Below are 14,460 nucleotides of genomic sequence, written 5' to 3'. Positions count from 1 at the left end.
CCCCGGCGGGCCCGCGGGGAGGGCGGCCGGCCGGTCAGAACAGCGTTTCCTCCTCCGGCGCCGCCAGCTCCTTCACCAGTTCGGGGCTGTTGTTGCGGACGTTGCTGACCTCCGTGGAGACGGGGTAGGCGCGCATCATGCCGGCGGGCGGCGGCGCGAGCAGTTCGCGCAGCCGGTCCAGGTCGGTGGTGGCCGGGTCCAGCCAGGCGTCCCAGCGGTCCGGCGGGAGCACCAGCGGCATCCGGGGGTGGATGTCGGCGAGGGACTGCGGGCCCGCGTCGCCGGACGCGCCGGCCAGCGGCGTGGTCTCGGCGGCGGTGGTGACCACGGAACAGGTCGCCCACCAGGCCTGCGGGTGGTCCGGGGGCAGCGTCGGGTCGCGCCAGAACTCGTACAGCCCGGCCATCGCCATCACGGCGCCGTCGGCCGGGGTGACGAAGTACGGCTGCTTACGGGGCCGCTTCTTGCGGCCCTGCTCCTCCAGCTGCCGCTCGCCCACGCCGGTCACCCACTCGAAATAGCCGTCGCCGGGCAGCAGGCAGCGGCGGGCCGCGAAGGGCTTGCGGAAGGACGGCTTCTCGTGGACCGTCTCCGCCCTGGCGTTGATCATCTTCACGCCGACGTCGGGTGATTTGGCCCACGACGGCACCAGTCCCCACTTCAAAGGCCGCAGCTGGCGAACCGGACGACGGTCTTCAGCGTCTTTGACGGGGCGTTCGAGCACCGCGTAGACGTTCTTGGTGGGTGCGACATTCCAGTCGGGAGCGAGGGTCTCCTCGGGCTCCCACTTCTCGACCTCGAAGATCCCCACCAGATCCTCGGGCCGCCTGCTCGCCGCATACCGTCCGCACATGTATGCCACAGTGCCACGCCACAGCAAGGGGAGAGATGGACACCGATCACATCACAGACGTATGGGACCGGGTTTTCGCCACCCAGCCCGATCCGTCGGTCTGGCTGGTCGTGGCCACCGCCGTGGTCGCACTGGCGGTGGTGCTCCCCTACAGCGCCTGGCGGATTGCCCGTAACGCCATCACCATCGCCCACGAGGGCGGCCACGGCCTCGTGGCCCTGCTCACCGGGCGGAAGCTGGACGGCATCCGGCTGCACTCCGACACCTCGGGGCTGACCGTCAGCCGCGGCAAGCCGCACGGCCTCGGCATGATCCTCACCGCGGCGGCCGGCTACCTCGCCCCCTCGCTGCTCGGCCTGGCCGGTGCCGCGCTGCTCGCCGCCGGCCACATCACGGCCCTGCTGTGGGGCGCGACGGCGCTGCTGCTGGCGATGCTGGTGATGACGCGCAACGCGTACGGCGTGCTGACGGTGGTGCTCGCCGGGGCGGCGTTCTTCCTGGTCTCCTGGCTGACCACCGCGGACGTGCAGGCGGCGTTCGCGTACGCGGTGGTGTGGTTCCTGCTGCTGGGCGGGGTGCGGCCGCCGTTCGAGATCCAGGGGAAGCGCAAGCGCTCCGGAGGACAAGTGGACTCGGACCCGGACCAGCTGGCGCGGCTGACGAACGTCCCGGCCGCCGTCTGGCTCGGCCTCTTCCACGTGGTGACGCTCTGCTCGCTGATCGGCGGCGGCCGGTGGCTGCTGAACCTGTGAGGTGAGAACCTGCCGGGCCGGGCGGTGCGGCGCCGATCCGTGCGCAGTTGCTTTACCAGTGCCATGTTTCGCACAGGTTGCGACCCATTTGATCAAGATCTGCCCTCCTGGTGAGCCATTAAAGTGAGCTGCATGACCGAGAGCCCCGCACACACCGCCCTCTGGCCAGCCCCCACCGCGCCCGGGGCGGTCGACGCGACCGTCACCGTGCCCGGGTCCAAATCGGTCACCAACCGTGGCCTGGTCCTGGCCGCCCTCTCCTCCGAGCCGGGCTGGCTGCGCCGCCCGCTGCGCTCCCGCGACACCCTCCTGATGGCCCAGGCGCTCCGCACCATGGGCGTGGGCATCGACGAGACCGTCTCCTCCAGCTCGGCGCCGTCCGGCAAGGCAGGCGGCGGCGAGGCCTGGCGCATCATCCCCGCCGGGCTGCGCGGCCCCGCCACCGTCGACGTCGGCAACGCCGGTACGGTCATGCGCTTCCTGCCGCCGGTCGCGGCGCTGGCCGACGGCCCGATCCGCTTCGACGGCGACCCCCGGTCGTACGAGCGTCCGCTGGGCGGCGTGATCGACGGCCTGCGTGCCCTCGGCGCGCGCATCGACGACGACCACCGCGGCGCGCTCCCGATGACCGTGCACGGCAGCGGCGGCCTGGACGGCGGCCGGGTCGAGATCGACGCGTCGTCCTCCTCCCAGTTCGTCAGCGCCCTGCTGCTGTCCGCGCCGCGCTTCAACCAGGGCGTGGAGGTACGGCACGTGGGCGACAAGCTGCCCTCCATGCCGCACATCCGGATGACCGTGGACATGCTGCGGATCGCCGGCGCGCAGGTGGACACCCCGGAGGCCGGCGGCGAGCCGAACGTCTGGCGGGTCACCCCCGGCGCGCTGCTCGGCCGCGACCTCACCGTCGAGCCGGACCTCTCCAACGCCCAGCCGTTCCTGGCCGCCGCACTGGTCACGGGCGGCCGCGTCACCATCCCGGACTGGCCCGCGCGCACCACGCAGCCGGGCGACGCGCTGCGCGAGATCTTCACCGAAATGGGCGGTTCCTGCGAACTGACCGAGCAGGGCCTGACCTTCACCGGCAGCGGCCGGATCCACGGCATCGACATCGACCTGAGCGAGGTCGGCGAGCTGACCCCGGGCATCGCGGCGGTCGCGGCGCTGGCCGACTCCGAGTCCGTACTGCGCGGCGTGGCCCACCTCCGGCTGCACGAGACCGACCGGCTCGCGGCGCTCACCAAGGAGATCAACGGTCTCGGCGGCGACGTCACCGAGACCGCCGACGGGCTGCGCATCCGGCCGCGCCCGCTGCACGGCGGGGTGTTCCACACCTACGACGACCACCGCATGGCCACCGCCGGCGCGATCCTCGGCCTGGCCGTCGAGGGGGTCGAGGTGGAGAACGTCGGCACCACGGCCAAGACGCTGCCCGACTTCCCCGAGATGTGGACGGACATGCTCAGTCCGGCGACGGCCGCCGCCCGGAGAGCCTGAGAGTTCCGCCCGATGCGCCGCTACGGCAAGCACACCGACGAGGACGACGTCCGGGTCCGCCCCAACCGCAAGGGCAACCGCCCCCGTTCGAACATCCGGCCGAAGCACGAGGACGCCAGCGAAGGGCTGGTGCTCACCGTCGACCGGGGCCGCATCACGTGCCTGATCGAGGACCGCACGGTCATCGCGATGAAGGCTCGTGAGCTGGGCCGCAAGGGAGTGGTGGTCGGCGACCGGGTCATGGTCGTCGGCGACCTCACCGGTGCCAAGGACACCCTGGCCCGCATCGTCCGGGTCCAGCCGCGCACGTCCGTGCTGCGGCGCACGGCCGACGACGACGATCCGTACGAGCGGGTGGTGGTCGCCAACGCCGACCAGCTGGCGATCGTCACCGCGCTCGCCGACCCCGAGCCGCGGCCCCGGCTGATCGACCGCTGCCTGGTCGCCGCGTACGACGCGGGGCTGGAGCCGCTGCTGGTGCTCACCAAGTCCGACCTGGCGCCGCCGGACACGCTGCTGGAGTCCTACGGCGCGCTGGGCGTCCCGTACGTCGTGACCAACCGCGAGGAGCTGGCCGACGGCGCCGCCGCCGACCGGGTGCGCGAGCGGCTGACGGGGCGCATCACCGCCTTCGTCGGCCACTCCGGGGTGGGCAAGACCACGCTGGTCAACGCCCTGGTACCGGAGCGGCGGCGGGCCACCGGGCACGTCAACGCGGTCACCGGGCGCGGCCGGCACACGACCACCTCGGCGCTGGCCCTGCCGCTGGCGGACAACGGAGGCTGGGTGATCGACACGCCCGGCGTGCGGTCCTTCGGACTGCATCACATCGACCCCTCGCGGGTCATCCACGCCTTCCCCGACCTGGAGCCGGGCACGGCCGAGTGCCCGCGCGCCTGCAGCCACGACGAGCCGGACTGTGCGCTGGACCAATGGGTCGCCGACGGCCACGCCGACCCGGCGCGGCTCTACTCGCTGCGGCGGCTGCTGGCCACCCGGGAGCGGCGCGAGGGCGACTGACGGCCCGTCTGCCCGCGCGCCCGGCACGCGGAAGATGGCTGCCGCGAGCCGGTATCAACTGCATAATCACATCAGGCACGGGCTCTCAGAACGGGCGAAGCGGTCGCCGGACTCTGACGGAGGCAAACTGATGGCGTGGCTGCTCGTCGTGGTGGCGGGAATCCTGGAGACGGGCTTCGCGGTGTGCCTGAAGCTCTCGCACGGTTTCACCCGGCTGTGGCCCACGGTCGCCTTCTGCGCCTTCGCGCTCGGCAGCTTCGGGCTGCTGACGCTGTCGCTGAAGAAGCTGGACGTGGGCCCGGCGTACGCGGTGTGGACCGGTCTGGGGGCAGCCGGTACGGCGGCCTACGGCATGATCTTCCTCGGTGACGTGGTGTCGACCCTGAAGATCGTCTCGATCACGCTCGTCATCGCCGGCGCGATCGGGCTCCAGTTCTCGGGCTCGGCGCACTGACGGGACCGGGCGCCCTCGGCCCGGCCCCGTACGCCGGGCTCAGCGCCCGGCCGGCTGGCGCGGCAGGCCGGCGAACGCGCCCCGCACGAGCCGCCCGACCTCTTCGGGGTCGGCGGGCGCGACCACGCAGGACAGGGTGAGCCGGACCGCCGCCGTGCACGCGCTCCCCAGCTCGGTCAGCTCCTCCTTGGGCCAGTCCGCCTCCAGCGCGGCCACCGCCCGGTCGCTGAACCGGCCGACCAGCTCGCTCGGCCCGGGCAGCGGCGCCTCCACCGGCGGCGGCACCATGGGAAAGCCCGTTCGGGCCCCTGGTACCGGCAGCGGAAGCGACTGGTCCGCGGGCGAGGGCAGCCGCTCGTTCCAGCACCCCGTCAGCACGGCCCGTACGAGCGGGTTGGCACGGGCGGTGCGCAGCGTCCAGTCGGCCGCCGCGGCCAGCCTGGCCTGCGCCTCCTCGGGGACACCGGCCGGGCGGCCGTGGTCGGTGCCTGGGTCGTGGTCCTCGGGGAGGCCGTCGGCCGCGGGCCGGGTCAGGATGCGCTCCACGCCCGCCAGATAGCCCTCGGTCTCCCGGCGTACCAGGGCGCGCGCGAGCCCCTGCTTGCTGCCGAACTCGTTGTAGAGGGTCTGCCGGGAGACGCCCGCCGCTGCGGCGACATCGACCATCCGGACGCCTGCCCAGGGCCGCACTTCGAGCGCCGCGTAGGCGGCGTCCAGTAAGGAATCACGCGCTGCGGGCATCGTCGCCTCCCAGGCCGTAGTGCCCATATGGCCTTGTGTGCGCACAGAATTGACGCCCCGCCAGGTGGTGTCAAGGGTCCGGAGCAAAGGTCTGCCGGCGGGCGGGGAACGGCTCCCGGCGGGACGCCACGCCCGCCGGCGGTCCATGGGTTTTCCGTGCTCAGGGACCGAGAAAGATAGTGTTCGCACATGGCCGACTATCACGATGATCTCCGTCTCGCCCACGTCCTCGCGGACGCTGCGGACGCCGCGACCATGGAACGGTTCAAGGCGCTCGATCTGAAGGTCGAGACCAAACCGGACATGACGCCGGTGAGCGAGGCCGACAAGGCGGCCGAGGAGCTGATCCGGGGCCACCTCGCGCGGGCCAGGCCGCGGGACGCGGTGCTCGGCGAGGAGTTCGGCTCGGAGGGTTCGGGGCCGCGCCGCTGGATCATCGATCCGATCGACGGCACGAAGAACTACGTGCGCGGCGTGCCGGTCTGGGCCACCCTGATCGCCCTGATGGAGCGCGGCGAGGGCGGCGACCGTCCGGTCGTCGGCGTGGTCTCCGCGCCCGCGCTGCACCGCCGCTGGTGGGCGGCCGAGGGACTCGGCGCCTACACCGGCCGCAGCCTGACCTCCGCTCAGCGTCTCCAGGTGTCGAGCGTCGGGCGCATCCAGGACGCGTCGTTCGCCTACTCCTCGCTCACCGGCTGGGAGGAGCGCGGCACACTGGGCGGCTTCCTGGACCTGTCGCGCGAGGTGTGGCGCACCCGCGCGTACGGCGACTTCTGGCCCTACATGATGGTGGCCGAGGGCTCCGTGGACATCTGCGCCGAGCCGGAGCTGTCGCTCTGGGACATGGCCGCGTGCGCCGTCGTCGTGCAGGAGGCCGGCGGGCGCTTCACCGGCCTGGACGGGACGCCGGGTCCGCACAGCGGCAACGCGGCGGCCTCCAACGGGCTGCTCCACGAGGACCTGCTGAGCTACCTGCGGGACTGAGCGCCCCGTACGCCGCTCCGGCGACTTCGCCCGCTCCTCCCGCTCGCGGGCCGTCAAACGGCGCCTTGGGGCGCGTGGCCGGCAGACCGGTCCTCACGCGCCCCTTGTCGCGCACCACAGGGCATGTGAACATGAGAATCCCCCCGCTTGTGCGTTTGTGAAAAATTTCTCCAGGCGTCTCCGGCGCCGGGAATTCCTCCGGGGGTTCACCAAGGAGGTGGCTCCACTCCATGCCCATGTACGTCCGAGACGCCATGAGCACGGTGGTCCTCACCATCGGGCCCGCACACACACTCCGGCAGGCAGCACACCTGATGGCGGCACGGCGCGTCGGCGCCGCCGTGGTACTCGACACCGACGCCGAGGGACTCGGCATCCTGACCGAGCGCGACATCCTCAACTCCCTGGGCGCCGGGGAGAACCCCGACCACGAGACCGCACAGACCCACACCACCACCGACGTCGTCTTCGCCGCTCCGGACTGGACTCTGGACGAAGCCGCCGCCGCGATGGTGCACGGCGGCTTCCGGCACCTGATCGTGCTCAACGAATGGGAGCCGGTGGGCGTGGTGTCCGTACGCGACATCATGCGCTGCCGCTCCGCCCACCGGGAACGGGCGGCCACGGCCGTACCGGCCTGAGCGGAGCGGGGCGGACCGCTGCGGCCCGCCCCCGGAATGCCGAGGAGGCCGGACACCCGAGGGTGTCCGGCCTCCTCTCTCCGGGGTGAAGGGGCCCCGGACGACGCGGTCCGCGAAAGTGACCGGTCAGCCGCGCAGGGCCTGGACCGCGGCCTCCAGTCGCTTGCCGTAGTCCGCGTCCGCCTTGCGGAAGTTCTCGATGGCGCGCTGCGCGATGTCGTCGCGCGAGACCTTCGAGATGAAGCCCGCGAGGTTGTCGATCAGGCGGTCCTTCTCCTCCTCCGTCATCAGGCGGTAGAGGTTGCCCGCCTGCACGAAGTCGTCGTCCTCGGCGTGCGAGGGAGCCACCGCCTCGCCGGTGGTGCCGGCGACCGGGAGCGGCTGCCACAGCGCGCGGCCGGTCTCGGCCGGGCCGCCGAAGCTGTTCGGCTCGTAGTTCTTCTGGCCGCCGTGCCGGCCGTCGTACAGCGCGCCGTCCCGGCCGTGGCTGCGCGCCTCGGTGGCGTGCGGACGGTTCACCGGCAGGTGGTCGGCGTTGATGCCGACGCGGTACCGGTGGGCGTCGCCGTACGCGAAGAGGCGGCCCTGCAGCATCTTGTCGGGCGAGGGGCCGATGCCCGGCACGAAGTGGTGCGGGGAGAAGATCGACTGCTCGACCTCGGCGAAGATGTTCTGCGGGTTGCGGTTCAGCTCCAGCTTGCCGATCTCGATGACCGGGTAGTCCGCGTGCGGCCACACCTTGGTGAGGTCGAACGGGTTGAAGCGGTAGTTCGCGGCCTCGGCGACGGGCATGATCTGCACGCCGACGGTCCAGCTCGGGAAGTCACCGCGCTCGATCGACTCCCGCAGGTCGCGCTGGTGGCTGTCGGGGTCCTCGCCCGCGAGCTTGGCGGCCTCTTCGCTGGTCAGGGTCTTGATGCCCTGGTCGGTCTTGAAGTGGTACTTGACCCAGAAGGCCTCGCCGGCCTCGTTGTTCCACTGGAAGGTGTGCGAGCCGAAGCCGTCCATGTGGCGGTACGAGGCGGGGATGCCGCGGTCGCCGAACAGCCAGGTCACCTGGTGCGTCGACTCCGGCGACAGGCCCCAGAAGTCCCAGACGTTGTCCGCCTCCTGCGAGCCGGTGTACGGGTCGCGCTTCTGGGTGTGGATGAAGTCGGGGAACTTGATGGCGTCCTTGATGAAGAACACCGGGGTGTTGTTGCCGACGAGGTCGTAGTTGCCGTCCTCGGTGTAGAACTTCAGCGCGAAGCCGCGGGGGTCGCGCACCGCGTCCGCCGCGCCGAGGTTGCCCGCGACGGTCGAGAAGCGCAGGAAGGTCTCGGTCTGCTTGCCGACCTCGGAGAGGAACTTCGCGCGGGTGTACTTGGTCACATCGGCGGTGACGGTGAAGGTGCCGTACGCACCGGCGCCGCGGGCGTGCACGATCCGCTCCGGGATCCGCTCACGGTTGAAGTGCGCGAGCTTCTCGATCAGCAGCTGGTCCTGGATCAGACCGGGACCGCCGATGCCGGCCGTCTCGCTGTTCTGGTTGTCCGCGACCGGAGCACCGGACTCCGTGGTCAGCGGTCCCGTGGTGCTTTCTACCGACACGTGCGCCTCCTGTGTAAATACCTGCCCTTGGCTTGCGCCGTACTCGATCCTACATTGGACAATGTCTAAGTCAAGAAGGATCCGAATCCCGTACGCGTTCCGGTGATGGACACCGCTGGTACTCTGGCTCATATCTGACTGATGGGTGATTGCGATGAGTGACCTGCTCGAACGACTCCGGGGACGCGGCTGGCGGCTGACCGCACAGCGCCGCGTCGTCGCCGAGGTCCTGGACGGGGACCACGTCCACTACACCGCCGACGAGGTGCACGCGCGGGCGTCCGAGCGCCTGCCGGAGATCTCCCGCGCCACCGTCTACAACACGCTCGGCGAGCTCGTCTCGCTCGGCGAGGTGCTGGAGGTGAGCACGGACGGCCGCGCCAAGCGGTACGACCCCAACGCCCACCACGACCACCACCACCTCGTCTGCTCGCAGTGCGGCACGATCCGTGACGTGCACATCGCGAGCGACCCGCTGGCGGCCCTTCCCGAGCCGGAACGATTCGGCTTCGCGGTCTCGGAGGTCTCGGTCACCTACCGCGGCGTCTGCCCGAACTGCGCGAGCGCCTGACACCCGAGCCACCGCGGTACCCCCTCGATCTCCCATCACCGACCCTTTCAGCCCGCCGCCCACCGCGGCGGGCTTTTCGGTATGCCACCCTCCCGACGGGGTCGCCGACCAGCGATTTTCGGCCGACTGTCGACGGCCGCCGACCTCCCGCGCACCGGCCGGCCCCGCGTACGTCCGCACGCCTCTTCCTGTTTCTGACGGATCGTCATATCGTGCGCCGCGCCACCCCCACGGCTGCCCGGGACCGCCGCGGCAGCCCGCCCGCACTCCGCGAGGAGCACACCGTGGGAGAGCCGCACCCGCCGCACCCGTCCGCCGTCCCGCGCCCGGCCGACACCGGGACGCAGCCCCCGCCCGCCCTCCGTGCCCGGTCGCTCGGCCGCTCCTTCGGGCGCGGCCGCAAGGCGCTCACCGCACTCGGCCCGCTCGACCTCGATGTCGCGCCGGGCGAGTTCGTCTGCCTCGTGGGCCCCTCGGGCTGCGGCAAGTCCACCCTGCTGCGAATTGCCGCAGGGCTGCTCCGGCCCGGCACCGGTGAGCTGGAGATCCGCGCCGCCGGCCCCCGCCCGGCCGCGATGATCTTCCAGGACTACGGCATCTACGACTGGAAGTCCGTACTGGCCAACGTCCGCTTCGGCCTGGACGTCCAACGCGTGCCCCGCAAGGAGGCCGACGCCCGGGCGCGCTCCTGGCTGGCCCGGATGGGGCTCGCCGAATTCGCCGACGCCTACCCGGCCGCCCTCTCCGGCGGCATGCGCCAGCGCGTGGCCATCGCCCGGGCGCTCGCCGTGGAGCCCGAGATCCTGCTCATGGACGAGCCGTTCGCCGCCCTGGACGCCCAGCTGCGCACGATCCTCCAGGACGAGCTGCTGGACCTCACCCAGCACACGCACACGACGACGCTCTTCATCACGCACAGCCTCGAAGAGGCCCTCGTCCTCGGCGACCGGGTCCTGGTGATGTCGGCGCGGCCCGGCCGGATCATCGCCGAGCGGCGCCCGCCCTTCGGCCGGCCCCGGAGCGGAGCGGTCCGCGGCGCACCGGAGTTCACCGCGCTCAAGGCCGAACTGTGGGAACTGCTGCGCGGCGAGGTGGACGGCCGCTCCCGCACGCCGGAGGTGCGCGCATGACGCTCACCGACCGCGCCACGCCCCGCGAGACCGTCCTCGTACGCCGGCCCGGCCCGCGCGAACTCCGGCCGCGCAGCGCCCACCGGCGGCGCCGCGCCCTGGAAACCGGTCTCGCGCTCGCCGTCCCGGCCGTCCTGGTACTGCTGTGGCAGCTGGCCGCCACGAGCGGCTGGATCGACGCCCGGATCTACCCGGCGCCCACCACGATCCTGGCCGACGGCTGGGACCGGGCGCTGGCCGGAGCGCTGTGGCCGGACGTGTGGGCCACGCTCCAACGGGTCCTCGCGGGCTATGCCATCGGGACCGTCTCGGGCTACGCACTCGGCCTCCTGATGGGCTCACTCGCCCTCGTGCGCGCCGCCCTGGAGCCTCTGCTGGACGCCCTGTACGTGGTGCCGAAGCTGGCCCTGCTGCCGGTCTTCCTCAACATGTTCGGGCTCGGCGAGGGGCCGCAGATCGCGCTGGTCGCGGCCACCGTCTTCTTCTTCGTATGGATCTCCACCATGGCGGCGGTACTCGCCGTGCCGGCCGGGCACCGCGACGCCGGACGGGTCTTCGGCGCGAGCGCCTGGCAGATGTTCCGGCACGTACTGCTGCCCGCCTCACTGCCCGCCGTACTGGTCGGGGCCCGGATCGCGGCCGGCGTCGCGGTCCTGGTGATCGTGGCCTCGGAGCAGATCGCCGCAGCCGACGGCCTCGGCCACCTGATCTTCGACTCGCGCGCGCTGTTCCAGAACGACGTGATGTTCGTCGGGATCGTCTGCGTCGCCGTGCTCGGCGTGCTCTTCTCCGAGCTGGTGCGGCTGGCCGGCCGCTTCCTCACCCCCTGGGCGCCGCGCGACCGCGGCCGTTCCCAGAGCTGAGCCCGTAGCCCTCTTCGCGTACGGAGGCCCCATGCGTCGCCGCACCACCGCGCTCGCCGCGCTGACCGCCGCCCTCGTCCTCTCCGCCGGCTGCACCGCACAGGAACCTCCCGCGGCGGCCACCGAGCCCCGGCCGGTCAAGCCGGTCGCCGGCTGCGGCGCGGGCGCCTGGACCGACCCCGCCGACCTGACGGCGGACCGCGCACCGGCCCGGTGCGACAAGGGAACGCCGGCCGCCCGCCCCCTCAAGAAGCGGCGGTCGCTCACCCTCGCCACCGGCACCCTGAACGCCGAGTACGTCGCGCCCGTACGAATGGCGCTGGCCAAGGGCGAGTTCGCCAAGGAGGGCCTGGACGTCCACCTCAAGGTGCTGCCCACGCCCGAGGCGCTGCCGCTGCTCGCCAAGGGCGACGTGGACGTGCTGTGGGCGGCGCCGGAGGCCGCCGTCGTCAACGGCATCGCCGGCGGCTTCGACATCCGCTGGGTCGCCGGGAACTTCTCGCCCGACCCGCGGTCCAAGAGCGGCCTGTGGATCCGTCTCCGCAAGGGCGAGACGGCCCGCTCGGCGTCCCTGAAGAACGCGAGCCTCGGCACGATGATCGGCAAGGGCTCGGTGATCATGTACCCGATGGACCGGTCCTTCGCCCGGCACGGCGCCCGCATGGACTCCGTCACCTTCCAGCAGCTCGGTTCCGCGGACGTGCTGACCGCGCTCACCGGTGGCGGGGTCGACGCCGCCTGGCTGCTGGACCCGGTCTGGCGGACCGTCGACCACGACAAGAGGTACGCGTTCCTCGGCGGCCAGCCGCAGGGCGAACCGCTCGGCGGCGCCCTGTACGGCCCGAACCTGCTGCAGCGCGACCCGGACGCCGGCGTCGCCTTCCTCCGCGCGTACATCCGTACCGTCAACACCTACTTCCGCGGCGACTACAAGGCCGACGGGAAGTTCGTCGCGGAGCTGGCGAAGCTGCTGAAGGTCGAAGCGGACGTCCTGACGGCGGTGCCGTCGCTGCGGATGGACTGGGAGATCCGCAAGGGCACGGCGGACCGGCTGCAGCGCGCCTACCGCGACGCGGGGGTCACCGAGGGGACACCGGTCCCGGAGAACCGGCTCGTGGACCGCGCCCTCTATGCAGAGGCGGTCGGCCACCGGCCCTGACCGCGCACGCACACATGACGAAGGCCCGGATCCTGAGATCCGGGCCTTCGCCTTCAGTAGCGGGGACAGGATTTGAACCTGCGACCTCTGGGTTATGAGCCCAGCGAGCTACCGAGCTGCTCCACCCCGCGCCGTTGTGTTCACAACTCTAACCCCAAGCCGACGACCAGCGCAAATTCCTCTCCCGGCGCCCCGCGCACCGGGTGTCCGGCCGGCCTCGCGGGACCGGCCGGACCTCATGCGCTCAGCTCCTCCTTGAGGGCATCGCTCAGCCGCGAGGCACGCTGGGTGACCTCCGGCGGCCCCAGCTCCACGGCCCGCGCGCACCACCGCTGGCTCTCCGCGAGCGCGCCCCGCCGGGCCGCCAGCAGCGCGAGACGCAGCGCCGCGCGGCCGTGCCCGGCCTCGGCGGCCCGCGTCCACCACAGGGCGGCCTCCGGGAGGCTGCCCTCGCGCGCCAGCAGCAGCCCGAGGTTGAAGGCCGCGTTGCGGCTGCCGGCCTCGGCCGCCGCCCGGTACCAGTCGGCCGCCGCCACCGCGTCGCCCCGGGACGCGGCGAGCATGCCCATCCGCACCTGGGCACCGCGGTGCCCCTGCTCGGCGGCGCGCTCGTACCACTCCTCGCTCTCGCCGCCGGACTCCTCCGGGCCGCGGGCCTCGCGGTCCAGCAGCGCGGCGAGCCGGTAGGCCGCCTCGGTGCTGCCCGCGCCCGCGGCGCGCCGCAGGTGCCGCTCGGCGTCCTGCCACTCGCCCTCCCGCAGGAAGGAGATGGCCGCCTGCAGCGCGGCCTCGGTGTGCCCGGCGTCGGCGGCCCGCTCGTACCACTTGCGGGAGGTGCGCTCCGCGCCCCGGCCCGCGTGCAGGATGCCGAGGTTGAACGCGGCGTCCACGCTGCCGGCCTCGGCCGCCTTGGAGAACCACGGCTCGGCCCCGGACGCGTCGCCGCGCTGGAGCAGCAGCACGGCGAGCGCGTTGGACGCCTCCCGGTGACCCGCGTAGGCGGCCCGGCGGTACCACTGCTCGCTGCGGCCGTCGCTGCCCTGCTGGGCACAGAGCAGGCCGATGTTGTACGCGCCGTTGACGTCGCCGGCCTCCAGCGCCGCGCGGTACCACCGCTCGGCGGTCTGCAGCTCGCCGCGGTCGGCGTGCAGCGCACCCAGCGCGTTGGCGGCGTTGCCGTCGCCCTCCTGGGCAGCCCGGCGCCACCACTCGGCGGCGCTCTCCTCGTCGCCCGCGTCCTTGAGCAGGAAGCCGAGCGCGCACGCGGCGCGCGGCTCGCCGTCCTTGGCCGCGATGAGGTACCACCGCCCGGCCTCCTTCAGCTCGCCGCGCTCCTCCAGGAGCGTGCCGAGGTGCAGCGCCGCCCTGCGGTGACCGCGGGCCGCGGCCTGGCGGTACCACTGCTCGGCGGCAGCACGCGGTTCGGCGTGCTCGCCGTACGCGGAGCCGTCGGCCTCCCGCTCGTCGAGGATGCGCGCGAGGCGGTACGCCGCTTCGCGGTGGCCGCGTTCGGCGGCGGCCACGAACCACTGCTCGGCACCCTCCTCGCCGCGGTGGTCCAGCAGGTCGGCCAGCGCGTAAGCGCCCAGGCAGTGGCCGGATTCGGCGGCCTGGCGCAGCCAGTACTCGGCGGCGGGCTCGTCGCCGCGCTCACGGTAGTGGCGGCCCAGCGCGTGCGCCGCGGCGGCGGAGCCGGCCACGGCGGCGATGCGCCACCAGCCGGCCGCCTCGTCGGCGTAACCGCGCTGGTGCAGCAGGACTCCGAGGTTGTTGGCCGCGGCCCGGTCGCCCGCGACGGTGGCGGTGCGCAGGCACGGTTCGGCACCGTCCAGATCGCCGCGCCGCAGCAGCATCGCGCCGAGCATGCTCGCCGCTGCCGGATCGCCGGCGGCGGCCGCCTTGCGGTGCCCCACCTCGTCCAGGACCTCGGCGGCCTCGGGCGGCTCGGCGGTGTCGGCCGCGTCCGTCGCGTCGTCCGCGACCGGCGGCAGCTCGGATTCGCGCCCGTCGTCGGGCGCATGCACAAACGGTCCTGTCTCCAACAACCTTGCCTTGTCCCCCATAAGGGCCATCGTCGCACCACCCGAAGCCCGGGTACACCTGGTATACCGCAGCCAGTGAGGTCACTACAGCGTTTTGTCGACTTCCCGACACGACGACATGCCAAACGCTCGGAAGGCGAGTCTCCCCAATGCGAGTGGTTTAACG

The 14,460-nt window shown here is 72.6% G+C and carries 14 protein-coding genes and 1 tRNA gene; 10 read left to right on the top strand and 5 right to left on the bottom strand.

Annotation, left to right across the window (positions count from 1 at the left end; all coding sequences use genetic code 11):
* Positions 1 to 34 precede the first annotated feature (34 nt).
* Positions 35 to 853 (bottom strand): SOS response-associated peptidase, encoded by an 819-nt coding sequence (locus tag ABZ840_RS28830; protein ID WP_361563961.1) that lies wholly within the window; start codon positions 851 to 853, stop codon positions 35 to 37.
* 35 nt (positions 854 to 888) lie between these two features.
* Here ABZ840_RS28830 and ABZ840_RS28825 point away from each other — a divergent pair, with 35 nt between their 5' ends.
* The 4 genes from ABZ840_RS28825 (at position 889) to ABZ840_RS28810 (ending at position 4,573) form a co-directional block, all read left to right on the top strand.
* A complete protein-coding gene (locus ABZ840_RS28825; RefSeq protein WP_361563958.1) occupies positions 889 to 1,605 on the top strand; it encodes a M50 family metallopeptidase in 717 nt (238 codons plus the stop codon).
* A gap of 132 nt (positions 1,606 to 1,737) precedes the next feature.
* Entirely contained in the window at positions 1,738 to 3,099 is a 1,362-nt protein-coding gene (gene aroA / locus ABZ840_RS28820; RefSeq protein ID WP_361563956.1) for a 3-phosphoshikimate 1-carboxyvinyltransferase, read from the top strand.
* Between the two features lie 12 nt (positions 3,100 to 3,111).
* Positions 3,112 to 4,119: a ribosome small subunit-dependent GTPase A gene (gene rsgA, locus ABZ840_RS28815; RefSeq protein WP_361563954.1), complete on the top strand. Its 1,008-nt coding sequence runs from the start codon at positions 3,112 to 3,114 to the stop codon at positions 4,117 to 4,119.
* Positions 4,120 to 4,249: 130 nt separating this feature from the next.
* Positions 4,250 to 4,573 (top strand): multidrug efflux SMR transporter, encoded by a 324-nt coding sequence (locus ABZ840_RS28810; protein WP_361563951.1) that lies wholly within the window; start codon positions 4,250 to 4,252, stop codon positions 4,571 to 4,573.
* 39 nt (positions 4,574 to 4,612) lie between these two features.
* On the opposite strand, the gene ABZ840_RS28805 is transcribed toward ABZ840_RS28810, so the two are convergent.
* Positions 4,613 to 5,314: a TetR/AcrR family transcriptional regulator gene (locus ABZ840_RS28805; protein ID WP_361563949.1), complete on the bottom strand. Its 702-nt coding sequence runs from the start codon at positions 5,312 to 5,314 to the stop codon at positions 4,613 to 4,615.
* A 189-nt stretch (positions 5,315 to 5,503) separates the two neighbouring features.
* Between ABZ840_RS28805 and hisN the strand changes: the two genes are divergently transcribed.
* Together hisN and ABZ840_RS28795 are read left to right on the top strand one after the other, a co-directional pair.
* On the top strand, positions 5,504 to 6,298 hold the full coding sequence (hisN, locus tag ABZ840_RS28800) for a histidinol-phosphatase (protein WP_361563946.1): 795 nt from the start codon (positions 5,504 to 5,506) through the stop codon (positions 6,296 to 6,298).
* 236 nt (positions 6,299 to 6,534) lie between these two features.
* A complete protein-coding gene (locus tag ABZ840_RS28795) occupies positions 6,535 to 6,939 on the top strand; it encodes a CBS domain-containing protein (RefSeq protein ID WP_361564088.1) in 405 nt (134 codons plus the stop codon).
* Positions 6,940 to 7,065: 126 nt separating this feature from the next.
* Here ABZ840_RS28795 and ABZ840_RS28790 read toward each other — a convergent pair whose 3' ends face one another.
* Complete coding sequence (locus tag ABZ840_RS28790; protein WP_361563943.1) at positions 7,066 to 8,529, bottom strand: catalase; 1,464 nt, start codon at positions 8,527 to 8,529, stop codon at positions 7,066 to 7,068.
* A gap of 154 nt (positions 8,530 to 8,683) precedes the next feature.
* Here ABZ840_RS28790 and ABZ840_RS28785 point away from each other — a divergent pair, with 154 nt between their 5' ends.
* The 4 genes from ABZ840_RS28785 to ABZ840_RS28770 all read left to right on the top strand — a co-directional run bounded on the left by ABZ840_RS28785 (position 8,684) and on the right by ABZ840_RS28770 (position 12,252).
* Complete coding sequence (locus ABZ840_RS28785; protein WP_361563941.1) at positions 8,684 to 9,100, top strand: Fur family transcriptional regulator; 417 nt, start codon at positions 8,684 to 8,686, stop codon at positions 9,098 to 9,100.
* 212 nt (positions 9,101 to 9,312) lie between these two features.
* Positions 9,313 to 10,230 carry an ABC transporter ATP-binding protein gene (locus tag ABZ840_RS28780; RefSeq protein ID WP_361563939.1) on the top strand — a complete coding sequence of 306 codons (918 nt, stop codon included), beginning with the start codon at positions 9,313 to 9,315 and terminating at the stop codon, positions 10,228 to 10,230.
* On the top strand, positions 10,227 to 11,093 hold the full coding sequence (locus ABZ840_RS28775) for an ABC transporter permease (RefSeq protein ID WP_361563937.1): 867 nt from the start codon (positions 10,227 to 10,229) through the stop codon (positions 11,091 to 11,093). Before ABZ840_RS28780 ends, ABZ840_RS28775 begins: the two co-directional genes overlap by 4 nt.
* 31 nt (positions 11,094 to 11,124) lie before the next feature.
* On the top strand, positions 11,125 to 12,252 hold the full coding sequence (locus tag ABZ840_RS28770) for an ABC transporter substrate-binding protein (RefSeq protein WP_361563935.1): 1,128 nt from the start codon (positions 11,125 to 11,127) through the stop codon (positions 12,250 to 12,252).
* 57 nt (positions 12,253 to 12,309) lie between these two features.
* Here ABZ840_RS28770 and ABZ840_RS28765 read toward each other — a convergent pair.
* Together ABZ840_RS28765 and ABZ840_RS28760 are read right to left on the bottom strand one after the other, a co-directional pair.
* Positions 12,310 to 12,383 (bottom strand) — tRNA-Met (locus ABZ840_RS28765).
* A gap of 105 nt (positions 12,384 to 12,488) precedes the next feature.
* Positions 12,489 to 14,324 (bottom strand): tetratricopeptide repeat protein, encoded by a 1,836-nt coding sequence (locus ABZ840_RS28760; protein WP_361563932.1) that lies wholly within the window; start codon positions 14,322 to 14,324, stop codon positions 12,489 to 12,491.
* Positions 14,325 to 14,460 lie beyond the last annotated feature (136 nt).

Origin of the sequence: Streptomyces sp. NPDC047117, from assembly GCF_040643545.1 — a bacterium.
GTDB lineage: Bacteria > Actinomycetota > Actinomycetes > Streptomycetales > Streptomycetaceae > Streptomyces.
This window is presented reverse-complemented; position numbering and strand designations above follow the sequence as displayed.